This is a genomic window from Streptomyces sp. NPDC096205 (assembly GCF_044763135.1).
Lineage (GTDB): Bacteria > Actinomycetota > Actinomycetes > Streptomycetales > Streptomycetaceae > Streptomyces.
Map to the genome: position 1 here is coordinate 14,576 of NZ_JBIWFS010000007.1, position 26,716 is coordinate 41,291.

Annotated in this window: 24 protein-coding genes; 11 read left to right on the top strand and 13 right to left on the bottom strand. The window is 70.6% G+C overall.

Annotated features, from left to right (window positions below; all coding sequences use genetic code 11):
- Positions 1-54: 54 nt before the first annotated feature.
- On the bottom strand, positions 55-1,452 hold the full coding sequence (locus ACIQ6Y_RS24915; protein ID WP_404042629.1) for a cation:dicarboxylate symporter family transporter: 1,398 nt from the start codon (positions 1,450-1,452) through the stop codon (positions 55-57).
- Positions 1,453-1,596: 144 nt separating this feature from the next.
- Here ACIQ6Y_RS24915 and ACIQ6Y_RS24920 point away from each other — a divergent pair, with 144 nt between their 5' ends.
- Positions 1,597-3,216 (top strand): ATP-binding protein, encoded by a 1,620-nt coding sequence (locus ACIQ6Y_RS24920; protein WP_404042187.1) that lies wholly within the window; start codon positions 1,597-1,599, stop codon positions 3,214-3,216.
- Positions 3,213-3,893 (top strand): response regulator, encoded by a 681-nt coding sequence (locus tag ACIQ6Y_RS24925; RefSeq protein ID WP_404042188.1) that lies wholly within the window; start codon positions 3,213-3,215, stop codon positions 3,891-3,893. Before ACIQ6Y_RS24920 ends, ACIQ6Y_RS24925 begins: the two co-directional genes overlap by 4 nt.
- Here the strand turns inward: ACIQ6Y_RS24925 and ACIQ6Y_RS24930 are convergent.
- Both ACIQ6Y_RS24930 and ACIQ6Y_RS24935 read right to left on the bottom strand, forming a co-directional pair.
- Positions 3,784-6,213, bottom strand: coding sequence for an ATP-binding protein (locus tag ACIQ6Y_RS24930; RefSeq protein ID WP_404042189.1), 2,430 nt, complete (start codon positions 6,211-6,213; stop codon positions 3,784-3,786). The two genes, ACIQ6Y_RS24925 and ACIQ6Y_RS24930, sit on opposite strands and share 110 nt — an antisense overlap.
- A gap of 19 nt (positions 6,214-6,232) precedes the next feature.
- On the bottom strand, positions 6,233-6,802 hold the full coding sequence (locus tag ACIQ6Y_RS24935) for a hypothetical protein (RefSeq protein WP_404042190.1): 570 nt from the start codon (positions 6,800-6,802) through the stop codon (positions 6,233-6,235).
- A gap of 46 nt (positions 6,803-6,848) precedes the next feature.
- Here ACIQ6Y_RS24935 and ACIQ6Y_RS24940 point away from each other — a divergent pair, with 46 nt between their 5' ends.
- From ACIQ6Y_RS24940 to ACIQ6Y_RS24960, 5 genes are all read left to right on the top strand, one after another.
- Positions 6,849-7,685 (top strand): 5'-methylthioadenosine/S-adenosylhomocysteine nucleosidase, encoded by an 837-nt coding sequence (locus tag ACIQ6Y_RS24940; protein WP_404042191.1) that lies wholly within the window; start codon positions 6,849-6,851, stop codon positions 7,683-7,685.
- A 117-nt stretch (positions 7,686-7,802) separates the two neighbouring features.
- Positions 7,803-9,161, top strand: coding sequence for an ABC transporter substrate-binding protein (locus ACIQ6Y_RS24945; RefSeq protein WP_404042192.1), 1,359 nt, complete (start codon positions 7,803-7,805; stop codon positions 9,159-9,161).
- Positions 9,158-10,018, top strand: a complete 861-nt coding sequence (locus ACIQ6Y_RS24950; RefSeq protein ID WP_404042193.1) for a carbohydrate ABC transporter permease — start codon at positions 9,158-9,160, stop codon at positions 10,016-10,018. The genes ACIQ6Y_RS24945 and ACIQ6Y_RS24950 overlap by 4 nt, the downstream gene beginning before the upstream one ends.
- A gap of 5 nt (positions 10,019-10,023) precedes the next feature.
- Complete coding sequence (locus ACIQ6Y_RS24955) at positions 10,024-10,845, top strand: carbohydrate ABC transporter permease (protein ID WP_404042194.1); 822 nt, start codon at positions 10,024-10,026, stop codon at positions 10,843-10,845.
- A gap of 109 nt (positions 10,846-10,954) precedes the next feature.
- Positions 10,955-11,671: a helix-turn-helix domain-containing protein gene (locus ACIQ6Y_RS24960; RefSeq protein ID WP_404042195.1), complete on the top strand. Its 717-nt coding sequence runs from the start codon at positions 10,955-10,957 to the stop codon at positions 11,669-11,671.
- Positions 11,672-11,715: 44 nt separating this feature from the next.
- Here ACIQ6Y_RS24960 and ACIQ6Y_RS24965 read toward each other — a convergent pair whose 3' ends face one another.
- Complete coding sequence (locus ACIQ6Y_RS24965; RefSeq protein WP_404042196.1) at positions 11,716-12,741, bottom strand: ATP-dependent 6-phosphofructokinase; 1,026 nt, start codon at positions 12,739-12,741, stop codon at positions 11,716-11,718.
- 256 nt (positions 12,742-12,997) lie between these two features.
- Between ACIQ6Y_RS24965 and pta the strand changes: the two genes are divergently transcribed.
- From pta to pyk, 3 genes are all read left to right on the top strand, one after another.
- Positions 12,998-15,088 (top strand): phosphate acetyltransferase, encoded by a 2,091-nt coding sequence (gene pta / locus ACIQ6Y_RS24970; RefSeq protein ID WP_404042197.1) that lies wholly within the window; start codon positions 12,998-13,000, stop codon positions 15,086-15,088.
- The gene (locus ACIQ6Y_RS24975) at positions 15,085-16,296 is read left to right on the top strand and encodes an acetate kinase (protein WP_404042198.1); all 1,212 of its coding nucleotides are present in this window, start codon (positions 15,085-15,087) and stop codon (positions 16,294-16,296) included. The genes pta and ACIQ6Y_RS24975 overlap by 4 nt, the downstream gene beginning before the upstream one ends.
- Positions 16,297-16,379: 83 nt before the next feature.
- Entirely contained in the window at positions 16,380-17,810 is a 1,431-nt protein-coding gene (gene pyk / locus ACIQ6Y_RS24980) for a pyruvate kinase (RefSeq protein ID WP_404042199.1), read from the top strand.
- Between the two features lie 96 nt (positions 17,811-17,906).
- Here the strand turns inward: pyk and ACIQ6Y_RS24985 are convergent, their stop codons facing one another.
- The 4 genes from ACIQ6Y_RS24985 to ACIQ6Y_RS25000 form a co-directional block, all read right to left on the bottom strand.
- The gene (locus ACIQ6Y_RS24985) at positions 17,907-19,271 is read right to left on the bottom strand and encodes a hypothetical protein (RefSeq protein WP_404042200.1); all 1,365 of its coding nucleotides are present in this window, start codon (positions 19,269-19,271) and stop codon (positions 17,907-17,909) included.
- A complete protein-coding gene (locus ACIQ6Y_RS24990) occupies positions 19,261-19,851 on the bottom strand; it encodes a DUF6114 domain-containing protein (RefSeq protein ID WP_404042201.1) in 591 nt (196 codons plus the stop codon). Before ACIQ6Y_RS24990 ends, ACIQ6Y_RS24985 begins: the two co-directional genes overlap by 11 nt.
- Before the next feature lie 190 nt (positions 19,852-20,041).
- Entirely contained in the window at positions 20,042-20,674 is a 633-nt protein-coding gene (locus ACIQ6Y_RS24995; RefSeq protein WP_404042202.1) for a DUF6230 family protein, read from the bottom strand.
- 577 nt (positions 20,675-21,251) lie between these two features.
- Entirely contained in the window at positions 21,252-22,223 is a 972-nt protein-coding gene (locus ACIQ6Y_RS25000; protein ID WP_404042203.1) for a tetratricopeptide repeat protein, read from the bottom strand.
- Positions 22,224-22,476: 253 nt separating this feature from the next.
- Here ACIQ6Y_RS25000 and ACIQ6Y_RS25005 point away from each other — a divergent pair, with 253 nt between their 5' ends.
- Positions 22,477-23,106: a TetR/AcrR family transcriptional regulator gene (locus ACIQ6Y_RS25005; RefSeq protein ID WP_404042204.1), complete on the top strand. Its 630-nt coding sequence runs from the start codon at positions 22,477-22,479 to the stop codon at positions 23,104-23,106.
- Between the two features lie 188 nt (positions 23,107-23,294).
- On the opposite strand, the gene ACIQ6Y_RS25010 is transcribed toward ACIQ6Y_RS25005, so the two are convergent.
- From ACIQ6Y_RS25010 to ACIQ6Y_RS25030, 5 genes are all read right to left on the bottom strand, one after another.
- Positions 23,295-24,995: a methylmalonyl-CoA mutase gene (locus ACIQ6Y_RS25010; RefSeq protein ID WP_404042205.1), complete on the bottom strand. Its 1,701-nt coding sequence runs from the start codon at positions 24,993-24,995 to the stop codon at positions 23,295-23,297.
- Between the two features lie 75 nt (positions 24,996-25,070).
- Positions 25,071-25,409: a DUF3817 domain-containing protein gene (locus ACIQ6Y_RS25015; RefSeq protein WP_404042206.1), complete on the bottom strand. Its 339-nt coding sequence runs from the start codon at positions 25,407-25,409 to the stop codon at positions 25,071-25,073.
- A 56-nt stretch (positions 25,410-25,465) separates the two neighbouring features.
- Positions 25,466-25,975, bottom strand: coding sequence for a MarR family winged helix-turn-helix transcriptional regulator (locus ACIQ6Y_RS25020; protein ID WP_404042207.1), 510 nt, complete (start codon positions 25,973-25,975; stop codon positions 25,466-25,468).
- 62 nt (positions 25,976-26,037) lie between these two features.
- Positions 26,038-26,331, bottom strand: a complete 294-nt coding sequence (locus ACIQ6Y_RS25025) for an MTH1187 family thiamine-binding protein (protein WP_404042208.1) — start codon at positions 26,329-26,331, stop codon at positions 26,038-26,040.
- Positions 26,328-26,672, bottom strand: a complete 345-nt coding sequence (locus ACIQ6Y_RS25030; protein ID WP_404042209.1) for a DUF3817 domain-containing protein — start codon at positions 26,670-26,672, stop codon at positions 26,328-26,330. Before ACIQ6Y_RS25030 ends, ACIQ6Y_RS25025 begins: the two co-directional genes overlap by 4 nt.
- Between the last annotated feature and the right edge of the window lie 44 nt (positions 26,673-26,716).

Consider the following 26,716-nt stretch of genomic DNA (forward strand, 5'->3'; position numbering starts at 1 on the left):
CCCGGCCCCCGTTCAGGTGGGGCCGGGCGTCCGGTGGCTCGGAGGGCGGGCAGGTCAGGCCTTGGCCAGCTCCTCGCGCTGGTCCGGCACCTCCGCGGGGGCCGACGCGTGGTCGTCCAGGAGGGTCTCCTCGTCGAAGGGCAGCCGGCCCGCGAGGACCTCGAAGACGCGCTCCTTGTCGATCTCCTTGGTCCAGGTGCCGACCAGCACGGTGGCGACCGCGTTGCCCGCGAAGTTCGTCAGGGCGCGGGCCTCGCTCATGAAGCGGTCGATGCCGACGATCAGGCCGATGCCGTCCACCAGGGCGGGCTTGTGCGACTGGAGGCCGCCGGCCAGCGTGGCCAGGCCCGCGCCGGTGACACCGGCCGCGCCCTTGGAGGCGACCAGCAGGAACAGCAGCAGCGGGATCTGCTCGCCGAGGGACATCGGCGTCCCCATGGCGTCGGCGATGAACAGCGAGGCCATGGTCATGTAGATCATGGTGCCGTCGAGGTTGAAGGAGTACCCGGTCGGGACGGTGATGCCGACCACCGGCTTGCTGACGCCGAGGTGCTCCATCTTCGCGATGAGGCGCGGCAGTGCGGACTCCGACGACGACGTCGACAGGATCAGCAGGAACTCCCGGCCCAGGTACTTGAACAGGGTGAGGATGTTCAGCCCGGCGACCACCCGGAGCAGCGCGCCGAGGACGACGAAGACGAACAGGAAGCAGGTGACGTAGAAGCCGAGCATCAGCACGGCCAGGCTCTTGAGCGCGTCGAGTCCCGCCGAGCCGGTGACGGCCGCGATGGCGCCGAACGCACCGATCGGGGCCGCCCACATCACCATCGCGAGCACCCGGAAGACCAGCCGCTGGATGTGCTCGACGCCGCGCAGGATCGGCTGCCCGGCGGAGCCCATGGCCTGCAGCGCGAAGCCCACGAGCAGCGCGATCAGCAGCGTCTGGAGCACCTCGCCCTGGGTGAAGGCGGAGACGATGGTCGTCGGGATGATGCCGAGCAGGAACTCGGTGGTGTCCTTCGCCTCCGGCGACACCTGCGCCTGGCCGGTCTCCTTGACCGCGTCGGTCACCGCGAGGCCGGTGCCCGGCTCCAGGATGTTGCCGACGGCCAGACCGATGGCGAGCGCCACCAGCGACATCGCGAGGAAGTAGACGAGCGCGATCCCGCCGACCGCGCCGACCTTGGCGGCCTTGCGCACCGACCCGATGCCCAGCACGATCGTGCAGAAGATGATCGGCGAGATCATCATCTTGATCAGGTTCACGAACCCGGTGCCGATGGGCTTCAGCTCGACCGCGAAGTCGGGGGCGATCAGACCCACGGTGATACCGAGGGCGACCGCGACGATCACCGCGATGTAGAGGTAGTGCGTGCGGTCCCGTTTCACTGCGGGTGCCGTTTCGAGGGTTCTGGCGGCCACGGCTGCCCTCCTTGACGTCGTCGTCGGCATCACCGGCGTGCGGCTCACGTCCGGGCGAATTTGAGGAATGCCGTGACTATCTCCCGGCATGTGAGGGCGGTCACCTTTACGTTCATTGAGTTCACGCGTGACAGGCATTTACCCGGCGGCGGGGCGTGGAGGCACACTGACGGCATGCGCCCCCGCCTCCCGAGACCCCGCAGCCTGGCCGGCCAGCTGTTCGCCGTGCAGGCCGTGCTGCTCGCGGTCGTCGTCGCGGGATACGCGCTGTTCACGTACGCCGGCGACCGCAGCCAGGCCGAGGAGGCCGCGGGCCGGCAGGCCATGGCGGTGGCCCGCGCCGTCGCCGACGCCCCCTCGGTGCACGCGGCGATCCGCACCTCCGACCCGACCGCGCAGCTCCAGCCGTACGCCGTGGCGGTGATGCGGGACGCCGACGTCGACTTCGTCACGATCATGAACCCGCGGGGCATCCGCTGGACCCACCCCGACGAGCGGCAGATAGGGAAACGGTTCCTCGGCCATATCGCCCCCGCCCAGCGCGGCCGGGCCTTCACCGAGACCTACACCGGCACCCTCGGCCCGTCCGTGCGTGCGGTCACCCCGGTGCTGGAGGGCGGCCAGGTCATCGGCCTGGTCAGCGCCGGCATCAAGGTCGAGGCCATCAGCAGGCGCGTCTCCGACCAGCTCACCGCGCTCGTCGGCGTCGCGGCCGGCGCCCTCGCCCTGGGCGCGATCGGCACCTACGTCGTCAACGCCCGGCTCCGCCGCCACACCCACGGCATGAACGCCGCCGAGCTGAGCCGCATGCACGACTACCACCAGGCCGCGCTGCACGCCGTACGCGAGGGGCTGCTGATGCTGGACGGGCAGTATCGGGTGGCGCTGATCAACGACGGCGGGCGCGAGCTGCTCGGGGTGTCCGGCGAGGTGGTCGGCCGGTCGGTCGCCGACCTGCGGCTGCCCGCGCCGCTGACGGGCGCGCTGCTGTCGTCCGAGCCGCGCGTCGACGAGGTGCATCCGACGGCGGACCGGGTGCTGGTGGTGAACACCTCGCCGGTGTCGGGCGGCGAGCGCCGGGGCACGGTGGTGACCCTGCGGGACGTCACCGAACTCCAGTCCCTGATGGGCGAACTGGACTCCGAACGCGGCTTCACCCAGGCACTGCGCTCCCAGGCCCACGAGGCGGCCAACCGTCTGCACACGGTCGTGTCGCTGATCGAACTGGGCCGGGCGGAGGAGGCCGCGGACTTCGCGACGGCCGAGCTGGAGCTGGCGCAGGCGCTGACCGACCAGGTCGTCGCGGCGGTCGGCGAACCCGTCCTGGCGGCCCTGCTCCTGGGCAAGACCGCGCAGGCCAACGAGCGGGGCGTGGAGCTGGTGGTGTCGGAGGACAGCTTCCTCGACGACGGCCTCCTGCCCTCGTCCCTGCCGGCCCGTGACCTGGTGACCATCCTCGGCAACCTGATCGACAACGCCGTCGACGCGGCGCAGGGCGGGGTGCCGGCGCGCGTGACGGTGGCGGCGTACACGTCGGGCGCCGCGGAGCTGGTGCTGCGCGTGTCGGACACGGGGGCCGGGGTGGACCCCGCGCAGGCCGAGCTGGTCTTCCAGCGCGGCTACACCACGAAGCCGGCCGGACCGGGGGGCCGGGGCCTGGGACTGGCCCTGGTCCGGCAGGCCGTGCACCGGCACGAAGGGACCCTGACGGTGACGGAGGCCCCCGGCGGTGGGGCGTCGTTCGAGGTACGCCTGCCGCTGCGCACGGCGCCGGTGAGAGGAGGTACGGCGTGACGGGCGTGGCTCCCATCCGCGTGCTGGTCGTGGAGGACGACCCCGTGGCCGCCGACGCGCATGTGATGTACGTCGGCCGGGTGCCGGGGTTCGTCGCGGTCGGGAAGGCGCACACGGGCGCGGAGGCCCGGCGGGCGCTGGAGCGCACCCCGGTGGACCTCCTGCTGCTGGACCTGCACCTGCCGGACGTGCACGGTCTCCAACTGGCCCGTTCCCTGCGGGCGGCCGGCCTTCACGCCGACGTCATCGCGGTCACCTCGGCCCGGGATCTGGCCGTCGTACGGGAGGGCGTGTCGCTGGGGGTCGTCCAGTACGTCCTCAAGCCCTTCACTTTCGCGACGCTACGGGACCGGCTCGTACGGTACGCCGAGTTCCGCGGGGCCGCCGGTGAGGCGAGCGGCCAGGACGAGGTCGACCGGGCCCTGGCGACGCTTCGCGCACCTGGGCCCGCCGCCCTGCCGAAGGGGCTGAGCGCGCCGACCCTGGAGCGGGTGACCGTCGCTCTGCGCGAGGCGTCGGAGGGGCTCACCGCGGCGGGGGTCGCCGAGGCGGTGGGGATCTCTCGGATCACTGCCCGGCGGTATCTGGAGCACCTGGTGGAGGCGGGGCGGGCCGGGCGGAGTCCGTTGTACGGGCAGGTGGGGCGGCCGGAGTTGGTCTATCGGTGGGGGAGGTGAGCCTGGAGGCATGCCGTTGGGCCCGGGCGACTTCGGCGACGGCATTGGCTCGGGTATAGGCGTCGACGGCCTGGAGCCAGAACGTACGGGCTTGAGCGGGGCGGTCGGCGTGCTCGTGGATGACGGCCAGGCCGATGAGCGAGTGGCCTGCCCGGTGCCAGTCCTCGAACTGCTGAAAGGTCTTCAGTGCGTGGCCGAACGCCTCGATCGCCTCTCTCGTCCGCCCCGCCTCGCGCAGGGCAATGGCGAGGTTGTGCCACGCCCTGGCCTCCCGCAGGCGGTCCCCGGCAGCCTCATGCAGGCCCTGAGCCCGGGTGTGGGCGTCGATCGCCTTCCCCACCCGGCCCGCCGCCCGCAGTGCGAGGCCCAGGTTGTTCCACGCCATGGCCTCGCCGTGGCTGTCCTTGGCGGCTCGAAACAGGTCGCGGGCCCGGGTATGGGCCTCGACCGCTTCGTCCACCCGGTCCGCCTCGCACACGGCCAGGCCGAGGTTGTCCCATGCCATGGCCGCGCCCCGGCACTTTCCGGCAGCCTCGAACAGGTCGCGGGCCCGGGCAAGAGCATCGACGGCGTCCTCCACCTGGCCCGCACGCAGCAAGGCGATGCCGAGGTTGCACCAAGCGCCGGCCTCACGCACCTGGGCCCCTGCGCGGAAGGCCGCCTCCTGCGCGACACGGAAAATCGTGATCTTGTCGTCGAAGTACCGCCGCCAGTCGAGATACTCCCCCAGGCACAGAGCCAGCTGCCCCGCCGTGACGGAGAACCGCTCCTCTCGCGCCCACAAGGCCGCCGCCACCAAACCCGCCCGTTCCGCGTCCAGCCACGACAACGCCTGTCGACGGTCGGCGAACCGCTCCGGCTCCGCTTGCCCCGGCAGCCACCGGAGCCGCTGATCGGCCGCATCGGCCCACCGGCGGTAGTACCGCAGGACCCGCTCCCGCGCAGCCGGCCCCTCTTCGGCCGCCACTACGCCCGCCCCGAACACCCGCACCAGGTCGTGCAACCGCCACCACCCCCGCCCACTTCCCCGCTCGACGAGATGCGCACGAGCCAGCGCCCTCAGCTCCGGCAGCGGAGGAGCCTCGGCCCCCATCAGCGCGGCAGCGACCTCGTCGCTCACCTCCGGCCCCGGTGCGAGAGCCAACAGCCGCAGCAGACGAGCCTGTTCGGGAGGCAGACGGCGATACGACAGCTCGAAGGCCGCGCGGACGCTGCGCTCGCCGTCGTCGAGGTGGGACAGCCGGTCGTGCGATGCCTCCAGCTCGCCGACCAGCTCCGCGACCGGCATGTCGAGGTCCTCCGTCAGCAGCGCGGCAGCGATCTGCAGGGCCAGCGGCAGGTAACCGCAGAGGGCAGCGAGGCGCCCGGCCGCAGCCGGATCGTCGGCGGCCCTGCCGTCCTCGGGCTCGGCGATCCTCAGCGCGAGATCGAGGAGCTCCTGCGCCGCCTCGAGCGTGAGCTGATCCAACGGCACCAGGCGCGCCCCCAGTTGGGTCAGCCGGTCCCGGGACGTGACCAGCACCCGATGCCGACCCTCCCCCGGCAACAACGGCCGCACCTGATCCGGCGACGACGCGTTGTCGGCCAGCAACAGCACCGGCCCCCGCCGGGCCAGCACCGAGCGATACAGCGCCGCCCGGTCGTCCGCCGTCGCGGGAATGTGCTCCGGCGGCACCCCCAGCGCCCGCAGCAGAGACTGCAACGCCTGGTCGGCGCTGACCGGCTCGTCGTCGTACCCGTGCAGGTCGACGAACAGCACGCCGCCCGGGAAACGGCCCTCGCCGCACACCTGATGCGCGACCTCCACGGCCAGCGCGGTCTTCCCGATCCCGCCCAGCCCCGACACGGCGGTCACCAGCACCGCGGCGGAGTCGTCCAGCGCCCGCAGCAGCTCGGCGGTCTCCTCGCCCCGCCCGGTGAACCCACCGGGCCGCGGCGGCAGCGAGGCCAGGGCCTCCGGCGCGGCGGCGGCCTGGTGGACCACGACCTGGAGGCCGATCACCTCGCGCAGGAAGACCCCGCCCCGGAAGTCGGTGTGGTCACCGCGGTACCAGGCGGCCGCGCTGCCGGGCGTATGCCGCTCCATGGCGGCCGCGACGGCACCGGCGACCTGCGGGTCTCCGTCGAGCAGGTCCGCGACCCGGTCACCCCAGGCCCGCACCGCCTCGCGCCCCTCCGGACGGCCCGCGGCCTCGGCGAGCGCCTGCATCGAGCCGCCCGCGCCCAGCAGCCCGGCCAGTTCCTCCACCGCCCGCTGCCCGGCGGAGCCAGCCGCGCCCTCCTCCAGGGCCGCCAAAGCCGCCTGTAAAGCCGCGTTCATGCGCACCAACGGTACGGCGTCACGGCGGAGTCAGCGCCGGTCCCGCCGGCCTCGTGTACAGCACGACCTGCACGCCGAGCCCGACCACCGCGAGGGCCTCAAGGACGGACAGCACGACCATCAGGACGCCGCCCTCCCCGCTCACCCAGAAGACGACCAGCGCGGCCAGCGGCACCGCGCAGAAGGCCACCAGGTCCACCACGCACTGGATCGCCTTGCGGGACCTGCGCCGCGCGTCACGGCGGTGGTACGCCTCCCACCCGAAGGTCGAGAACCCACCGCCGGTGCCGGGCACTTGGGCCGCCAGCCGAGGACCCAGCTCGTCCCGCACATACAGCCCTATCGCCGAGATCTTCTCGTCGTTGACGAGGTACGTCCATCCGAGCACGACGCACACCGGCGGCAGGGCGAGCAGCATCGCCGGCTGCCTGGCCTGGGCCGCGGCGGCGATGACGGCGGCGGCCGCGGCGAGGGTGACGTAGAGGAGGTTGTCGCGGAAACCGATGCGGGTCTTCTGCTCGTCCTTGACGGTCTGGTACTCGGCGAGCAGCAACTGCCCGACGCTGACGTCCCGTTCACGCTCGGCCATCGCCGACGCCCCCTTCCCCCGGACCCCTTGGCAGTACTTTAAGGGGGTGCCGCCCAGAGACCACACCGTCGTCGTCCTGACCGCGCTCGCGCTGGAGTACGCCGCCGTACGGCCGTACGTCCCGGAGCGGGAGGAGCGCGTCCACCGCGACGGAACCCGCGTCGAGGTGGGCCGGCTGCCCGGCACCGACTGGCAGGTCGCCCTCGCGGAGCTGGGTGAGGGCACCAGGACGGCCGCCTCGCTCACCACGCGGATCATCGACTGGCTGGAGCCGGAGGCGGTGCTGTTCGTCGGGGTGGCGGGCAGCCTCAAGAGGGACATCGGCCTCGGGGACGTCGTCATCGGCACGAAGGTGTACGGCATCCACGGCGGCAAGCTGACCCCGACCGGCTTCGAGGTGCGCCCCGAGGCCTGGCCGGTGTCGAACGCCTTGCTGAGCGCCGCGCGTTCCGCGGTGCGGGACATGGACGGCGTACGGGCGCACTTCAAGCCGATCGCCTCGGGGGATGTCGTCCTGGCGGATGCCGAGTCGGACATCGCCCGGCATCTGCGGGAGCACTACAACGACGCCGCCGCCATCGAGATGGAGGGTGTGGGCGCGGTCCAGGCCGCCCACCTCAACGGCCAGCTGCACGCCCTGGTCGTGCGGGGCATCAGCGACCACGCGGATGCGGCGAAGTCCGCGGCCGACGGGCGGGGTTCGCAGGAGTCGGCTGCCGCGCAGGCCGCGTCGGTGGCGGTCGCGGTCCTGCGCAGGCACCGGCCGCAGGGGAGTTCGGTCCCCGAGGAGGGGCCGCATCCAGGATCGACGTACGGAGGCGACCACATCGACTTCCGGGGCGCCACCTTCCACGGACCCGTCACCGGCAAGCGGCAGCACTAGAGGGACAGTCCATGCCCCCATCCGCCGCAGATGCATTGACCTGACCACCCCACGCGTTTACGTTCACCACGCACCCATCCCCGGCCACAAAGAAGTGAGTCCGCAGGAGGTCTGCCCGTGCGTGTCCGCCCCACCGTGTTATTGACCACGGTCGTCGCCCTGACAGCCGCCACCCTCACCGCGTGCGGCAGCGGCTCCGGAAGTGACCCCGACACCCTGAAGGTCTCCTTCAAGCAGTCCACGGACAACTCGGTCCGGGTGATGGACGACTACCTCGCGGACGTGAAGAAGCAGTTCGAGAGGCAACACCCGGGCAAGAAGGTGGAGTTCGTGCCGATCAAGGCGCCGGACTCGGAGTACTACACCAAGCTCCAGCAGATGCTCCGCTCCCCCAAGACGGCTCCCGATCTGGTCTACGAGGACACCTTCCTCATCAACTCGGACATCACCAGCGGCTATCTCAAGCCGCTCGACCCGTACCTCGCCAAGTGGCCGGACTGGGAGCAGTTCATCGACACGGCCAAGCAGGCGGCGAAGGCCGAGGACGGGAAGACGTACGGCGTACCGGACGGGACGGACACCCGGGGTCTGTGGTTCGACAAGGGGATCTTCGCCGAGGCGGGCCTGCCCGCCGACTGGCAGCCGAAGACCTGGGACGACGTCCTCGACGCGGCCCGGACCGTCAAACAGCGGGTCCCCGATGTCATCCCGCTCAACATCTACACCGGCAAGCCCGCGGGCGAGGCCGCCACCATGCAGGGCTTCGAGATGCTGCTCTACGGGACAGGGCAGGACCCCCTCTACGACCCCGCCACGAAGAAGTGGGTCGTGAACAGTCAGGGCTTCGAGGACGCGCTCGCCTTCGTCGAGACCGTCTACAAGGAGAAGCTCGGCCCGGACGTGTCCACCGCGCTCGACCCCAACATCCAGACCATCGTGCGCGGCGATCTCCTGCCCAAGGGCAAGCTCGCGATCGACCTCGACGGCTCCTGGCTCCCGCAGGACTGGCTCCCCGGTGCCGGGCACGCATGGCCCGAGTGGTCGCAGAAGCTCGGCCTGGCCGCCATGCCGACGCAAGCCGGGCAGGCACCGGGCAAGGTGAGCATGTCCGGCGGCTGGACCTGGGCGATCCCCGCCAAGGCCGCCAACCCGGACCTCGCCTTCGAGTTCGTCAAGACGATGCAGACGAAGGCGAACGCCCAGAAGTGGTACGTCGCCAACTCCGGCATCGCCGTCCGCGAGGACGTCGCCGCCGACCCCGCCTACGCCGAGGCGCAGCCCGGTATCGCGTTCTTCACCGAGCTGGTCGCCAGCACCCACTACCGGCCGGCGTACCCGGCGTATCCGCGGGTGTCGGTGGCGATCCAGGAGGCGATGGAAGGGGTGACGACCGGCGACAAGTCCGTGGACGAGGCCGCGCGCGCGTACGACCAGGCCCTGAAGGAGATCACCGACGACCAGGTGACCGCCCGGTGAGAGGCCGCTCGCTCGTCCGGCTTCTCCCCCTCTCCCCCGCCGTGGTCCTGCTTCTCCTCTTCCTCGGCGGCCCCCTCGCCTACTGCGTCTACATCGCCTTCACCGACCTCCAGCTCACCGGCCAGGCCGAGTCCTCCTTCGTCGGCCTGGAGAACTTCCGTACGGCGTTCCAGGACGAGGCGTTCCTGAACGCCGTATGGCTGACGCTGGTGTTCACCGTGCTGTCCTCGCTGGTCGGCCAGAACACCCTGGGGCTGGTGCTGGCCGGGCTGATGCGGCGGGCCTCCAGGCCCGTGCGGACCCTCACCGGAGGGATCGTCGTCACGGCGTGGGTGCTGCCGGAGGTGGTGGCCGGGTTTCTGCTGTACGCGTTCTTCCGGGACCAGGGCACCCTGAACGCCGTCCTCGGCCTGCTCCGTCTGCCTGCCCAGAACTGGCTGTTCAGCCTCCCCGTCCTCGCGGTGTCCTTCGCCAACGTCTGGCGCGGGACGGCGTTCTCGATGCTCGTCTATTCGGCGGCGCTGAACGACATCCCGCGGGAGATCGAGGAGGCCGCCGAGATGGACGGGGCCGGAGGCTGGCGGCGGGCGTGGCACATCACGCTGCCGATGATCCGCCGCTCGATCGGCACGAACCTGATGCTGAACACACTGCAGACGCTGTCCGTTTTCGGGCTGATCTGGGTGATGACCCGCGGCGGGCCCGGCGGCAAGTCGCAGACGCTGCCGCTGTTCATGTACGAACAGGCTTTCCAGAACAGCCTGATCGGGTACGGCACGGCGGTGGCCCTGCTGCTGTTGCTGGTCGGTTCGCTGTTCTCGGTCCTGTATCTGCGGCTGCTGCGGACGGAGGTCTGAGAGACATGGCCCGCGCACGACGCCGTCTCGCCGCCGACGCCGGCCTGTTGCTGTTCGCCGCCGCGTTCGCGCTGCCGCTCGCCTGGGTGGTGCTCTCCGCCTTCGATCCGCGCGCCGACCTGAAGGTGAAGGCGCCCGACGGGCTCACGCTGGAGCACTTCGACGCCATCTGGACCGACGAGATCACCTTCACGCCGCTGCTCAACAGCCTGCTCCTGTGCGGTGGGGCGACCGCGCTGACCGTGGCCTGCGCGGCCGTCGCGGCGTATCCGCTGTCGCGGTTCCGGTCCCGGCTGAACCGGCCGTTCCTGCTGACGATCCTGTTCGCGACGAGTCTGCCGGTGACGGCGGTCATGGTGCCGGTGTACGCGCTGTATGTGCGGGTCGATCTGATCGACACCATGTACGGGGTGATCCTGTTCTTCGCCGCCTCCCAACTGCCGTTCGCCGTCTGGCTGATGAAGAACTTCATGGACGGCGTGCCGAAGGAGCTGGAGGAGGCGGCGTGGACCGACGGGGCGTCCGCGGCGCAGTCCCTCATCAGGATCGTGCTGCCGTTGATGGGGCCCGGGGTGGCCGTCGTGACCGTCTTCTCGTTCGTGATGATGTGGGGGAACTTCTTCGTCCCGTTCATGCTGCTGCTCACCCCGGACCAGATGCCGGCGTCGGTGAGCATCAACGAGTTCTTCGGAAATCGTGGCATGGTCGCCTATGGTCAGCTCGCGGCGTTCTCGATCGTCTACTCCACGCCGGTGATCCTGCTGTACGTGCTGATCGCCCGGCGGCTCGGCGGAGGCTTCGCCCTGGGAGGAGCCGTCAAGGGGTGACCCGTGAGTAACACTGCGTGGCGGGGAAAACCGTACGTTCATACAATGCGTGATTGTGGCCGAACAGACCGTAGTCACCAGGGCCGTCACACCTCTAGCTTGAGGTCCCGTGCGCCAACCCTCAGCTCAGCCGAACCACCCCGGTCCGCCCTTCAACGCCCCGGCCGCCCGCAGACTCCGAGCCGCGCTCGGCATGGGCCCCGAGCACGTCGCCTACGGGCTGCGTGCGTCGTACGGCCTGCCCTATGTGACACCCGACCTCGTGATCGCCTGGGAGCGCGGGACGCTCAGCCCGAGCAATCCGGAGCTCACCGCGCTCGCGGGTGTGCTGTGGTGCTCGCCGGGCGAGCTCATCGGGCGGGCGCGGACCCTGAAGGAGCACCGCATCGCCCGCGCGCTGGCCCCGGAGGACGTCGCGCGGGCCGTCGGGCACGACCTCGACGTGTATCTGCGGATGGAGGACACCGGCCAGTGGCGGGGCACGGACCGGCAGGCCGCCGCGCTCGCGGAGGTGCTGGAGCTGTCGCTGCCGGACCTGGTGACCGTCACGGGGCGCGAGGGCAAGCTCGGCGAGCTGCTGCGCAGCGCGGTCGCCACGCGCTGGCAGGCGTACGTGCGGCCCGTGGGCAAGATCGTGCCGCTGGAGCGGCGCCACCTGGAGCACACGCTCCAGGCGCTGCACCAGGAGTACCAGGGCCAGATGGTCGCCACCCTCAGCTGGGCGGGCGGCAACGCGGCCGACGACTCACGGGATGCCGGCCGCGACTTCCTGGACCGGATCGTCGAGCGGTTCTGGACGGCCGTCGAGAACAGCTCGGCGTACTAGCCGGACGGCCTTGAAGGCTCCTACCGGCACGGCCTCGAAGGCTCCTAGAAGACCGACTCCGCCTCGTCCATCCGGTCCTTCGGTACGGTCTTCAGCTCGGTGACCGCCTCCGCCAGCGGCACCATCACGACGTCGGTGCCCCGCAGCGCGGTCATCCGGCCGAAGTCGCCCCGGTGCGCGGCCTCGACGGCGTGCCAGCCGAAGCGGGTGGCGAGGACACGGTCGTACGCGGTGGGGGTGCCGCCGCGCTGGACGTGGCCGAGGATGACCGGCTTGGCCTCCTTGCCTAGGCGGCGCTCCAGCTCGTGGGCGAGGGCGGTGCCGATGCCCTGGAAGCGCTCGTGGCCGAACTGGTCTATGGCGCCCTTGCCGTAGTCCATGGTGCCTTCGGCGGGGTGGGCCCCCTCGGCGACGCAGATGACGGCGAACTTCTTGCCGCGGGCGAAGCGCTCCTCGACCATCTTCACCAGGTCGGCGGGGTCGAAGGGTCGCTCGGGCAGGCAGATGCCGTGGGCGCCGCCGGCCATGCCGGACTCCAGGGCGATCCAGCCGGCGTGGCGGCCCATCACCTCGACGACCATCACCCGCTGGTGGGACTCGGCGGTCGTCTTCAGCCGGTCCATGGCCTCGGTCGCGACGCCGACGGCGGTGTCGAAGCCGAAGGTGCGGTCGGTGGAGGAGATGTCGTTGTCGATGGTCTTCGGCACGCCGACGACGGGCACGCCCGCGTCGGACAGCATGCGGGCGGCGGTCAGGGTGCCCTCGCCGCCGATCGGGATGAGGGCGTCGAAGCCGCTCTTCTCGATGAGCTCCTTGGCGTTGTCGCAGGCCGCGCGGAAGCGGTCGCGCTCGAGACGGGAGGAGCCGAGGATGGTGCCGCCACGGGCGAGGATGCCGCTGACCGCGTTCAGGTCGAGGGTGCGGTAGCGGCCGTCCAGCAGGCCCGCGTAGCCGTCCTCGAAGCCGATGACCTCGTCGCCGTAATTGTCGACCGCTCGGTGCACGACCGACCGGATCACTGCGTTCAGGCCGGGGCAGTCGCCGCCTGCGGTGAGAACTCCGATACGCATCGTGCTGTGTCTCCTGCTCGCTGTGGTTCCGGTGAGCCGGTTCCGATTGTTCCACGTCCCACAGTGCGCTGCCGCCTCCACACTTGACGGGCGCCTTATCTATCGAGGGAGGTATTGTCAAGAGGGTTCTGCTCACCTCGGTGGGCGATTTTTATGACAGCCCGGCGGGCAGGCCCAGGGCATCGACACACCACCCACAGGACACCACCCGCCCAACACCGCCCACGAAACATCACCCATGAAACGGAGAGCACGCGTGACGCGCAGCGTGTACGTGACCGGTATCGACCGCGGCGACGGCCGCCAGGTCGTCGAGCTGGGGGTCATGGAACTCCTGACCCGGCAGGTCGACCGGGTGGGTGTCTTCCGCCCTCTCGTCCACGACGGCCCGGACCGGCTCTTCGAGCTGCTGCGCGCCCGCTACCGGCTCTCCCAGGACCCGGCGACGGTCTACGGCATGGACTACCACGAGGCGTCCGCGCTCCAGGCCGAGCAGGGCACGGACGAGCTGGTGTCGGTGCTGGTGGACCGCTTCCACGCGGTGGCCCGCGACTACGACGTCGTCCTGGTCCTCGGCACCGACTTCGCCGACACCCAGCTGCCGGACGAGCTGGCCCTCAACGCGCGTCTGGCCAACGAGTTCGGCGCCTCGGTCATCCCGGTGGTGGGCGGCCGCAAACAGCCGGCCGAGTCGGTGCGCGCCGAGACCCGCAACGCCTACCGCGCCTACGACACCCTGGGCTGTGACGTGCTGGCGATGGTCGCCAACCGGGTGGACCGCGAGGACCGCGAGCTGATCGCCGACAAACTGGCCTCCCGGCTGCCGGTGCCCTGTTACGTGGTGCCGGACGAGCCCGCGCTGTCCGCGCCGACGGTCTCCCAGATCGCCCAGACCCTCGGCGCGAAGGTGCTGCTCGGCGACGACTCGGGGCTGGCGCGGGACGCGCTCGGGTTCGTGTTCGGCGGCGCGATGCTGCCGAACTTCCTGGGCGCCCTGACCCCGGGCTGCATGGTCGTCACCCCCGGGGACCGGGCCGACCTGGTCATCGGCTCGCTCGCCGCGCACAGCGCGGGCACCCCGCCGATAGCCGGCATGCTCCTCACCCTCGACGAGGTGCCCAGCGACGAGGTCCTCACCCTCGCCGCCCGCCTCGCCCCGGGCACGCCGGTGCTGTCGGTGTCCGGCAACAGCTTCCCCACCGCCGAGCAGCTGTTCTCCCTGGAGGGCAAGCTCAACGCGGCCACCCCGCGCAAGGCGGAGACCGCGCTCGGCCTGTTCGAGCGGTACGTCGACACCGCCGACCTCGCCCGGCGCGTCTCGGCGCCCAGCTCCGACCGGGTCACCCCGATGATGTTCGAGCACAAGCTGCTGGAGCAGGCCCGCTCCGACAGGCGCCGGGTCGTGCTGCCGGAGGGCACCGAGGCGCGGGTGCTGCACGCGGCCGAGGTGCTGCTGCGCCGGGGCGTCTGCGATCTGACGCTGCTCGGCCCCGAGGACCAGATCCGCAAGAAGGCCGCCGACCTCGGCATCGACCTCGGCGACTCCCAGCTGATCGACCCGGCGACCAGCGAGCTGCGCGACTCCTTCGCCGAGAAGTACGCCCAGTTCCGCGCCCACAAGGGCGTCACGGTCGAGCTGGCGTACGACGTCGTCTCGGACGTGAACTACTTCGGCACGCTGATGGTCCAGGAAGGCCTCGCCGACGGCATGGTGTCGGGCTCGGTGCACTCCACCGCGGCGACCATCCGGCCGGCCTTCGAGATCATCAAGACCAAGCCGGACGCCTCGATCGTGTCCTCGGTGTTCTTCATGTGCCTGGCCGACAAGGTCCTCGTCTACGGCGACTGCGCGGTCAACCCGGACCCGGACGCCGAGCAGCTCGCGGACATCGCCGTCCAGGCGGCGGCGACGGCCGCGCAGTTCGGGGTGGAGCCGCGGATCGCGATGCTGTCGTACTCGACCGGCACGTCGGGCTCGGGCGCGGACGTGGACAAGGTGCGTGAGGCGACCGAGCTGGTGCGCGCGCGCCGGCCCGACCTGAAGATCGAGGGTCCGATCCAGTACGACGCGGCCGTGGAGCCGACCGTGGCGGCGACCAAGCTGCCGGAGTCGGACGTGGCCGGACAGGCGACGGTTCTGATCTTCCCGGACCTCAACACCGGCAACAACACCTACAAGGCCGTGCAGCGCTCGGCCGGCGCGATCGCCGTCGGCCCGGTGCTGCAGGGTCTGCGCAAGCCCGTCAACGACCTGTCCCGGGGCGCGCTCGTCCAGGACATCGTCAACACCGTCGCCATCACGGCGATCCAGGCCCAGAACCCGAGCGAGAAGGTTTCCGCCCAGTGAGCTCCACCCGTGTCCTCGTCCTCAACTCCGGCTCCTCGTCGGTGAAGTACCAGCTGCTCGACATGCGCGACAGCAGCCGGCTGGCGATGGGCCTCGTCGAGCGCATCGGCGAGCAGACCTCCCGGCTCAAGCACACGCCCCTGGCCGGCGGCGGCGAGACCCGCGAGTGGACCGGCCCGATCGCCGACCACGACGCGGCACTGAAGGCGGTGGCGGCCGAGCTGGCCAAGGACGGCCTGGGCCTGGACTCCCCGGAGCTGGCGGCCATCGGCCACCGGGTGGTGCACGGCGGCAAGCACTTCACCGAGCCGACCGTCATCGACGACACCGTCCTCGCCGAGATCGAGCGGCTCATCCCGGTCGCCCCGCTGCACAACCCGGCCAACCTCACCGGCATCCGCACCGCCCAGCATCTGCGCCCGGACCTGCCGCAGGTCGCCGTGTTCGACACCGCGTTCCACACGACGATGCCGGAGTCGGCGGCCCGCTACGCCATCGACGTGGAGACGGCCGACCAGCACCGCGTCCGCCGCTACGGCTTCCACGGCACCTCGCACGCCTATGTCTCCCGGGCGACGGCGAAGCTGCTGGGCAGGGCGCCCGAGGACGTCAACGTGATCGTGCTGCACCTCGGCAACGGCGCGTCCGCCTCCGCCGTACGGGGCGGGGTGTGCGTGGACACCTCCATGGGGCTGACGCCCTTGGAGGGGCTGGTGATGGGTACACGCTCCGGAGATGTCGACCCGGCCGTCATCTTCCATTTGATGCGTGTCGGTGAAATGTCCGCCGACGAGATCGACACTCTTCTCAACAAGAAGAGCGGGCTGATCGGGCTGTGCGGTGACAACGACATGCGGGAGATCCGCCGGCGGATCGAGGAGGGCGACGAACAGGCGCGCCTCGCCTTCGACATCTACATTCACCGGTTGAAGAAGTACATCGGCGCCTATTACGCCGTTCTCGGCCGGGTGGACGCGGTCGCGTTCACCGCCGGGGTCGGCGAGAACGCGGCCGAGGTGCGGGAGGCCGCCGTCGCGGGCCTGGCGGAGCTGGGCCTGGCGGTCGACGGCGAGCTGAACGCCGTACGCGGGGACGAGCCGCGGCTGATTTCGCCCGAGGACGCGCGTGTCGCCGTCGCGGTGGTGCCGACGGATGAAGAACTGGAGATCGCGACGCAGACCTACGCACTGGTCGGAAAGAACAGTTAAGCCCACCTGAGCAAAAGGGCACTCATTTGTATCTTCCGCCAGACGGAATATTCCGGAGCGAAACAAACCGATAGGATCGCCTCATGCGCCGTTCGAAAATCGTCTGTACTCTCGGCCCCGCGGTCGACTCCCACGAACAGCTCGTGTCGCTGATCGAGGCCGGCATGAACGTGGCCCGCTTCAACTTCAGTCATGGCACGCACGCCGAGCACCAGGGCCGGTACGACCGGCTCCGGGCCGCCGCCAAGGAGACCGGCCGGGCCATCGGTGTCCTCGCCGACCTCCAGGGCCCCAAGATCCGTCTCGAGACATTCGCCGAGGGCCCCGTCGAGCTGGTGCGCGGTGACGAGTTCACCATCACCACCGAGGACGTCCCGGGCGACAAGACGATCTGCGGCACCACCTACAAGGGCCTGCCCGGCGACGTCTCGCGCGGCGACCAGGTCCTGATCAACGACGGCAACGTCGAGCTGAAGGTCCTGGACGTCGAGGGCCCGCGGGTGCGGACGATCGTCATCGAGGGCGGCGTCATCTCCGACCACAAGGGCATCAACCTGCCCGGCGCGGCCGTCAACGTGCCCGCGCTCAGCGAGAAGGACATCGAGGACCTCCGCTTCGCGCTCCGCATGGGCTGCGACCTGGTCGCGCTGTCCTTCGTCCGGGACGCCAAGGACGTCGCCGACGTCCACCGCGTCATGGACGAGGAGGGCCGCCGCGTCCCCGTCATCGCCAAGGTGGAGAAGCCCCAGGCGGTGCAGAACATGGAGGACGTCGTCGCGGCGTTCGACGCCGTGATGGTGGCCCGTGGCGACCTGGCCGTCGAGTACCCCCTCGAGAAGGTCCCCATGGTGCAGAAGCGCCTCATCGAGCTGTGCCGCCGCAACGCCAAGCCGGTGATCGTGGCGACCCAGATGATGGAGTCGATGATCACCAACTCCCGGCCGACCCGCGCCGAGGCCTCCGACGTGGCCAACGCGATCCTGGACGGCGCCGACGCGGTCATGCTGTCCGCCGAGTCGAGCGTGGGCGCGTACCCGATCGAGACCGTCAAGACGATGTCGAAGATCGTCACCGCGGCCGAGCAGGAGCTGATGAGCAAGGGCCTGCAGCCGCTGGTCCCGGGCAAGAAGCCGCGCACGCAGGGCGGTTCGGTGGCCCGCGCCGCCTGCGAGATCGCCGACTTCCTCGGCGGCAAGGGCCTCGTCGCCTTCACGCAGTCCGGTGACACCGCCCGCCGGCTCTCCCGCTACCGCGCCGCCCAGCCGATCATCGCGTTCACCACGGACGAGGGCACCCGCAACCAGCTGGCGCTCAGCTGGGGCGTGGAGCCGCACGTCGTGCCGTTCGTCAACAGCACCGACGAGATGGTCGACCTGGTGGACCAGGAGATGGTCCGCCTGGGCCGCTTCGCCGACGGCGACACCGTCGTGATCACCGCCGGCTCGCCCCCCGGCGTGCCCGGCACCACCAACATGGTCCGCGTCCACCACCTCGGCGGCGGCGAGCGCGACTGACGCCCCTCAGGGCATACGACACCGAGGGCGCCCCTTCTCTTGGAGAGGGGGCGCCCTCGGTGTTCTCCGCGGCTCCCGGAGTGGCCTTGCGGGCTCTCAGTCCGTGATGAACTGGTGCAGCCCGGGGACGTGCAGGTCGCCGCCGAACTGGCCGGCCTGGGTGACCTCGACGTCGGTGAAGTAGATCAGCGGGATGTTCAGCGGCGGCGGGCTCTCCGGGCTGAACGTGACCGGGATCAGGCCGAACAGCTTGCCCGATATCTTCTCCGTGTACATGGTCGTCTTGCCGTTGGTGATGGTCGACTTCGACCCCTTGGCGGCCTGGACGTGGTAGGTCTTGCCGCCGTCCTCGTCCTTGACGAGCTGGTGCAGGTCGCCGATCTCGGTGCCGTCGCTGATGACGTACTTCAGCACCTTCTTCACCGTGCCGTTGGCGGTGCGCACCTCGACGATGCCCTGGTAGTCGGCGCCCTTGAGGAGCAGGGAGCTGGCCTCCAGGCGCCAGGGCCGGTCGGGCAGCTGCGGTGCGTTGGCGTACTCGCCCTCGGCGTCGGTGGCGACCGGGCAGTCCTCGGGGTCCGCGCTCTCGGAGGCGGACGGGCTGGGCGTGGCCGTGGCGGAGGGCGCCTCGGAGGCGGCCTCCTCGGCCTTGTCGCCGGCCTCGTCGACCGTGTCCGTGACGTCCTCGGCCGTATCCTCGACGGTCCCGGTCGTGTCCTCGACGGTGTCCTTCGCCGACTGGACGGGGTCCGGGGCATCGGTGTCCGACGCGCTCGGGGTCGCCGTGGGCGTGGGCGTGGCGGTGGAGGGAGCCGGTGCCGGGGCCTCTTCCTCACCGCCGGTGAGGAGGTCGCCGAGCGCGTCCCCGATGCCCAGCGGGTCCAGCGGGTTGCTGGTCTCGCTCTCGGACGGGGCGGGCTCGGCGGACTGCTGGCCTGCGTCCGTGTCCGTGGAGCCGGCCGGCTGCTCGGGTGCCTCGGTCGTCGGGGTCGGCGCGGGGGTGTCCGTGCCGGAGCCGGTGTCCGTGCCGGTGTCGGAACCGGTGTCGCCGGAGCCGGTGTCGGTGTCGGTCGAACCCCCGTCCGTGGAACCGCCGTCCGTGGAACCGCCGTCGGCGGAACCGTCGTCCGCGGTCTCCGAGGCGCTCGGGGACGGCGTCACGGAGGGCTCGGCGCTCTTGTCGGCCCCGTCCGCGCCGTCCTGGGCGACCTCGAGGGCCTCCACGCAGGCCTGGTACTCCTCGGCCGTCAGCCGCTTGGGGTCCTGGCCGTCGGCCTGGGCGAGGGGGCCCATGCCGACGCCCATGAGGACGGCGGTGGGCATCGCGGCCAGCGCGATGGCACGGCCCGTGGGCATGTGAAGTCGGGTCAGGAGCGGCTTCTTGGGGGCCGCGTGCCGCGGCCCTGATCTGATGCGCGGCTCGGCCGCGACGTCGTCCGCGCCCTGCGGCTCAGCCGGCACGGTGCCTCCCGTTGTCGTTGTCGGGCACGACGTCCTCGCTGTGCTCTCGCGGACCGGGCACGGCACCCGCGCCTTCCTCGGCGGCCTGCGGCTCGCGGCGGACCGGCGAGGCGGCCGCAGTGGCTGCCAGCATGGCGTCGGCGGCCTCGTCCTTGGCCTTGGCGGCCTTGGACTGGGCGCTCTCCTCGCCCGGCGCCCAGGACAGCGCGAGCGCGCCGCCGATCAGGGCCAGCAGGAAGCCGATCACGAAGCCGCCGATGTTGGACACCACCAGCGAGACCAGCGCCAGCACGATCGAGGCGACGCCCGCGAAGATGCGGGTGGCCTGCTGGAACCACATGGTCAGGCCGAGCGTGACCAGAAGGACACCGATGATCAGGGAGCCCGCACCGGCCGTGGTCGCCATCGCGATGGAGATATGGCCGAGCTTGAGGGTGGCGTACGGGAAGTAGGCGATCGGCACACCGCCGAGCAGCGTGAACAGGCCCGCCCAGAAAGGCCGGTCGCCCCGCCAGGCGCGGAACCGCAGTCGCGTCCGGGTGAAGGCCCCGGCGCTCTGGACCGGAGTCTCGGCACTCATGGAAAAACAGCTCCCTGGATCCGGGGGAAGTACGTACCGGCGCTGTCGCCGTGGAGAGTTCGAGGTCGGCGCGCGAAGAGCGGTGCCCGGTGCTCCCGCACCGGACGAGGAGTCCGGTCGGGCGGGGAAGCCGTGGCTTCCCCGCCCGGCGGTCAGCTCAAGTACCGGTGGGTACCCGCGCGACGGAGGCTCAGAAGCACTCCATCTTGGAGTCGGTGCCGAGCCGCAGGCTCAGACCGCTCAGCTTGAACGTGCCGGCGGTGGTGGCCCACGCCGTCTGCTTGGCGTCGTCGAGGATCGCCTTGTCCGCCTGCTGGGCGAAGCCGCCCGGCAGCACACCCTTGTCCTTGACGGCAGGACCCTTGTTCTGGTCCTTGACGGCCACACCGATGTCGATGCCCTTGAAGGTGGCGTCGGCGTCGAGCTGGGCGATGTCGAGGTACAGCTGGTCCGCGATGACGGGGTCCTTGCGACCCGCGTCCAGACGCATGTAGATGGTGCCCAGGAGCGGGATGTCCGTCTTCAGCGACTGGCACATGTCGTTGATCTCGGCGTGTTCGAACGTCGAGATCGCGACCGGACGCTTGGTGGTCTTGGAACCACTGATGTCGGTGTAACCCTCGTCGACACCGCCGTACTGCGCGAAGCCGTCACCTTCGAGGTGACCGGCGCGCACCTTGAACTGCTGGCCGGAGACGGCGAACGACGCGGCGAGCGCACCCTGCGCCAGACCCACGCCGACCGCTGCGGCCGCGGCGACGCTGGGCACCATGACCACAGCGAACCGCTTCCATCTGGTCCCGCCACGAGGCTTGGAACCCATGATTTCCTCCTTCTCGGACGTACATCTCCGGCCCTGACTGCCCCGTGAAGGCGGCTCAGCCGGGCAGGGATGGGAGAAGTGCTACGTCCTCGGTAAGGAGAGCGCCCGCGCTCGGCGGCGCTTATCGCGCCCGAATCACCGGCGATCACCCCCGAGCGACAACCACTGGTCGCGCCTGACACACATCACGCACAACCTTGCTGGACAGGCTTCACCGAGCGGCGAAGACCCCCCTGCCCAAGAGCCGGCTCCACTGCCGCCGTCTCTGCTCGGTGGGGACCCAGGAGCTGCCGCGACCCGGCCGGCTGCCGGGGTACGTCAATGGACCGAGCGTGGCCGATCGTGGTGCATTCTCGCCGCCCGCACAAGGGGGTTCGTTACTCGCTAGTAACGGCCGGATAACCGAACAACGACCCGCTGATCTCGGTCGGCGACGCTCGGTGTCAGAGAGGTGCGGGACAAAACTATTGATCGCTGGACAGAAGCCGACAGATCGATGCGCTGGACTTACTTGCAGTAACAGCGGCCGCGATTACCAAGATTTGGTAAAGCGCGGCCGCTGTCGGGGTCCGAAGCCTCAGAACAGGGCGCGGGCCAGCGCCCGTCGAGCGGCTGCCACCCGCGGATCCTCCGCGCCGACCACCTCGAACAGCTCCAGCAGCCGCAGCCGTACGGTGTCCCGGTCGTCACCCACTGTGCGCTGCACCGTGTCGATGAGCCGCCCGAAGGCGTCCTCCACATGCCCGCCCACCAGATCCAGGTCGGCGGCGGCGATCTGCGCCGGCACGTCGGAAGGCCGCTCGGCGGCATCCCGGCGCGCCTGCTGCGGGTCGAGGTCCTGCACCCGCTGGAGCAGCTCGGCCTGCGCCAGACCCAGCTTGGCCTCCGGGTGGGCCGGGTCGTCGGCCAGTACGTTCTTGTACGCCTGGACGGCGCCGGCCAGGTCACCGGCGTCCAGCGCGTGCGCGGCGGCGTTGAGCAGGGAGTCGTAGGGGCCGGCCGCGGGCGCGGCGGCCGGGGCGGCGCCCGGCTCGGCTTCCGGGTCGACGGTGAGGCCGGTCAGCCCGAAGCGCTGCTCGGCGACCTCCACCAGCTGGTCGAGGGTCTGGCGGATCTGCGCCTCGCCGGCGGCTCCCTGGAAGAGCGGCAGCGCCTGCCCCGCGACGACCGCGAAGACGGCCGGGATCCCCTGGATCCCGAACTGCTGCATCAGCATCTGGTTGGCGTCGACGTCGATCTTGGCGAGCAGGAAGCGCCCGTTGTACTCGACGGCGAGGCGCTCCAGCACCGGGCTCAACTGCTTGCAGGGCTCGCACCACTCGGCCCAGAAGTCGATGACGACCGGTACCTCGGCGGAGCGCTGCAGGACATCCTGCTCGAACCCCGCCTCATCGACGTCGATGACGAGGTCGGCCGGGGACACCGCTCCGCCCCCGCCCCGACGCGCCGCTTCCGCGCGCGCCTGCTCCGCCTTCGCCTTGGCCTCCTGGGCCGCCTTGACCGCTGCGAGGTCGACGACGCCGCTCATGGACATGTTCCGTGGCTGCATGCGTCTATCCTCCCCCGTACCCGCGCGTGAGCGAAAAAGCGGTGCGAAAGCCGGCCGCTCCGCTCGGTGACGCCGGGTCCCCACCCGCGCCGCGCGGTGCTCCTCCGTGCACGTCCAGCACGGATCGCCGTTCAGCTTTCGCTACGAGTCGTAGCGTAATGCGGTCGGGGGCCGGCCGGGGTGCCGCGGGCCGGTGATCTGCCTCACTGTCGCAGCCGCTGTGGTGTGCGGACCAGCGGTTTATGGTCATGGGATGCAGAGCCGCTCCCCAGCCGTCCGAGGCCGTCCGCGCAGTGCCACCGCCGATACGGCGATCCTCGCGGCGACGAGGGCCGCCCTGGTGGAGCTGGGCTGGTCGAAGCTGACGCTGGGGGACGTGGCGACGCGGGCGGGTGTCGCCAAGACGACGCTCTACCGCCGGTGGGCGGGCAAGAACGAGCTGGTCGTGGACGCGGTGGCGGAACTCTTCGACGAACTGCGCCTCCCCGACCGCGGCTCCCTGGCGGCCGACATCGAGGGCGTGGTGCTCCAGTTCGCGGCGATCCTGGCGCGGCCCGAGGCCAAGAGCGGGCTGATGGCGGTGGTGGCCGAGTCGACTCGGGACGACGCCCTGCGGGAGCGCATCCGCGCGTCCATCGTCGAGCGGCAGAAGTGCCTGGTGACGGAGGGGCGTGAACGGGCCCAGGCGCGGGGGGAGTTGCCCACGGAGGGCGACGCGGCCGAGGCCGCCCGCATGGCCGACCTGATCTTCGACATGGTCGCCGGTGCGGTGGTCCATCGCACGCTGGTGAGCGCGGAGCCCGCGGACGAGGAGTGGGTGCGGGGCTTCACGCGTGTACTGGTGCTGGGTCTGGCGGGAGCGGGCCTGGAGGGGGCGGGCTGAGCTGAGCGGCCGGGTGCGGGTGGACCGTGGCCGGTCGCGCAGTTCCCCGCGCCCCTTTCAGGGACGTCCTAGCTGCGGGCATGCGTGCCGCCTGGGGCGGCACGGGTGGGCTGGGGGTCCCCCCTCTGGGGGAGGCACCTCGTAGCGCCGAGTTGCGCGCCCACCCCCGCCTGAAACGGAACGCCCCGTCAGAACCCGGCCGGCTCCGTGTACACGCCCCACTCCTCGCGGAGCACCCCGCAGATCTCGCCCAGAGTCGCCTCCGCGCGGACCGCGTCCAGCATGGGCTCGATCATGTTGGACCCGTCGCGGGCGGAGGCCAGCATGGCGTCCAGGGCGGAACGCACGGCCGCCTCGTCGCGGTCGGCCTTGCGGGAGGCCAGGACGCGCACCTGCTCGCGCTCGACCTCGTGGCTGACGCGCAGGATCTCCAGGTCACCGGTGACGGAACCCGTGTGGACGTTGACGCCCACGACCCTCTTGTCACCCTTCTCCAGCGCCTGCTGATAGCGGAACGCGGACTCGGCGATCTCGCCGGTGAACCAGCCGTCCTCGATGCCCCGCAGTATGCCGGAGGTGATGGGCCCGATGGGGTGCTGCCCGTCGGGGTGCGCCCGCAGGCCCCGCTCCTTGATCTGATCGAAGATCTTCTCGGCGTCGGCCTCGATCCGGTCGGTGAGCTGCTCGATGTACCAGGAACCGCCCAGCGGGTCGGCCACGTTGGCGACCCCGGTCTCCTCCATCAGCACCTGCTGCGTGCGCAGCGCGATCTCCGCCGCCTGCTCGCTCGGCAGGGCGAGGGTCTCGTCCAGGGCGTTGGTGTGCAGCGAGTTGGTCCCGCCGAGGACGGCGGCCAGGGCCTCCACCGCCGTACGGACGACGTTGTTGTACGGCTGCTGGGCCGTGAGGGAGACACCCGCGGTCTGCGTGTGGAAGCGCAGCCACTGCGACTTGGCGGACCGGGCGCCGTAGACGTCCCGCATCCAGCGCGCCCAGATGCGCCGCGCGGCACGGAACTTGGCGATCTCCTCGAAGAAGTCGAGGTGCGCGTCGAAGAAGAAGGACAGCCCGGGCGCGAACGCGTCCACGTCGAGGCCGCGGCTGAGCCCCAGCTCGACGTACCCGAAGCCGTCGGCCAGCGTGTACGCCAGCTCCTGCGCGGCCGTCGCACCCGCCTCACGGATGTGGTAGCCGGAGACGGACAGCGGCTTGTACGCCGGGATGCGCGCGCTGGTGTACTCCATCAGGTCGCCGATGAGGCGCAGATGCGGCTCGGGCTGGAAGAGCCACTCCTTCTGCGCGATGTACTCCTTGAAGATGTCGGTCTGGAGCGTGCCGTTGAGCACCCCCGGATCGACACCCTGCCGCTCGGCGGCGACGAGGTACATGCAGAAGACCGGGACGGCCGGCCCGCTGATGGTCATGGAGGTGGTGACGTCCCCGAGCGGGATGTCCTTGAACAGCACCTCCATGTCGGCCGCGGAGTCGATGGCGACACCGCAGTGCCCGACCTCGCCGAGCGAGCGCGGGTCGTCGGAGTCACGGCCCATGAGGGTCGGCATGTCGAAGGCGACGGAGAGCCCGCCACCGCCGTTGCCGAGGATCATCTTGTAGCGCTCGTTGGTCTGCTCGGCGTTGCCGAACCCGGCGAACTGCCGGATGGTCCACGTGCGCCCCCGGTACCCGGTCGGGTACAGCCCGCGGGTGAAGGGGTACTCACCGGGCCACCCGATCCGTTCGAAACCCTCGTACGTGTCTCCCGGCCGCGGCCCGTACACCGGCTCCACGGGATCGCCGGAGAGCGTGGTGAAGTCAGCGTCGCGCGTGCGCGCGGCGTCGTACCGGGCCTGCCAGCGTCGGCGGCCCTCCTCGATGGCGTCAGCGTCCATACTTCGAATTTACTAGGACGTCCTAGTAAATGTCGATGGGAGACCGCCGCGAGCATGCTCACGGCGGTAGAGGGTTTACGCCTTGGCGACCGCGGGGGTACCGTCCGCGACCAGCGCCTCGACCTCGTGGGAGACCTTGCGCTCCACGAAGAAGGCGGCCGTCGGGATCGTGCCGGCGATCAGGACCCACAGCTGCTTGCCGACCGGCCACTTCGCCTTGGAGCCCAGATCGAAGGCGAAGACCAGGTACAGGACGTACAGCCATCCGTGCGCGATGCCGACGATCTTGACGAAGCTGTCGGCCCCGCTCATGTCGGTCCCGTACTTCGCGATGCAGCCGAGGGTCAGCAGGACCAGCAGCACACCGGTGACGTAGGCCATGACGCGGTAGCGGGTCAGCACGGATTTCTTCATGCCGTCGAGCGTAACCGCCCGTTCCGGGAGATCTTGGCCGGGGTCCCGGGTCCCGGTCACTCCTCCTCGAAGTCCCCCGCCGCGATCCGCAGTGGCCGGAGCATCGCGAAGATCTCCCGGCATTCCTCGTCGTCGTACGCCGCGAGGCCGAAGTCCATGGACATCAGGTCGCGCGTGGCGGCGTCGACGACCTCGCGGCCCTTGTCGGTGATGGAGGCGAGGGTGCCGCGGCCGTCGTTGGGGTTGGGGCGCTTGTCGACCAGGCCGGACCTCACCAGGCGGTCGACGGTGTTGGTCACGGACGTGGGGTGCACCATGAGGCGCTCGCCGATCTTGGACATCGGCAGCTCACCGGCCTTGGAGAAGGTGAGGAGCACGAGCGCCTCGTAGCGCGCGAACGTCAGCCCGTACGGCTTGACCACCGCGTCGACCTCGGCGAGCAGGATCTGGTGCGCCCGCATGATCGAGGTGATCGCGGCCATGGAGGGCACGCCGCCCCAGCGCTGCTTCCAGAGCTCGTCGGCGCGGGCGATGGGGTCGAACGGGAGACTGAGCGGCTTCGGCACGGCATCAGACCTTACCGGCCGGTCACATGCTGGTCAGCCTTGTCTCGCCTTTCGGTCCGCGGCTACTGCGCGAGGTGCCGCTCCACCCTCTCGACCTTGGCGGTGAGCCCGTCCGTCACCCCGGGGCGGATGTCCGCCTTGAGGACCAGGGACACCCGAGGCGCACGCGCCTGAACGGCGGCCACCGCCCGCTTGACCACGTCCATGACCTCGTCCCACTCACCCTCGATCGAGGTGAACATGGCGTCCGTACGGTTGGGCAGGCCCGATGCGCGGACCACGCGCACGGCGTCGGCGACGTACTCCCCCACGTCCTCACCGACACCGAGCGGCGTCACGGAGAAGGCGACGATCATGCGCCGACGACCCCTTCCTTGCGGGCGCGGGAGGCGATCACCGCGTCCTCGGACTCACGGCGCAGCTTGCGGTCGGCGAAGAAGCCGCCGGTCGGCAGGACCGACAGGACGAAGTAGAGGACGGCCGTCTTCACCGGCCACTTGGTGCGGTTCCAGGCGTCCGCCCAGAAGATCACGTAGAGGACGAAGAGCAGACCATGGATCAGCCCCATGGGGAACACCGCGTCGAACTCCGTAGTCCGCTTGAGTACGGAACAAGTCAGCAGCAGCAGGAACGACACGGCCTCAGGGGTCGAGACCAGGCGGAGCCGGCGCAGGGCGGAGGCGGTCTTGATGTCCACGGGTCACCTTCGGTGGGAGGTTCGTCGGCAGTTTGTGAACGGGT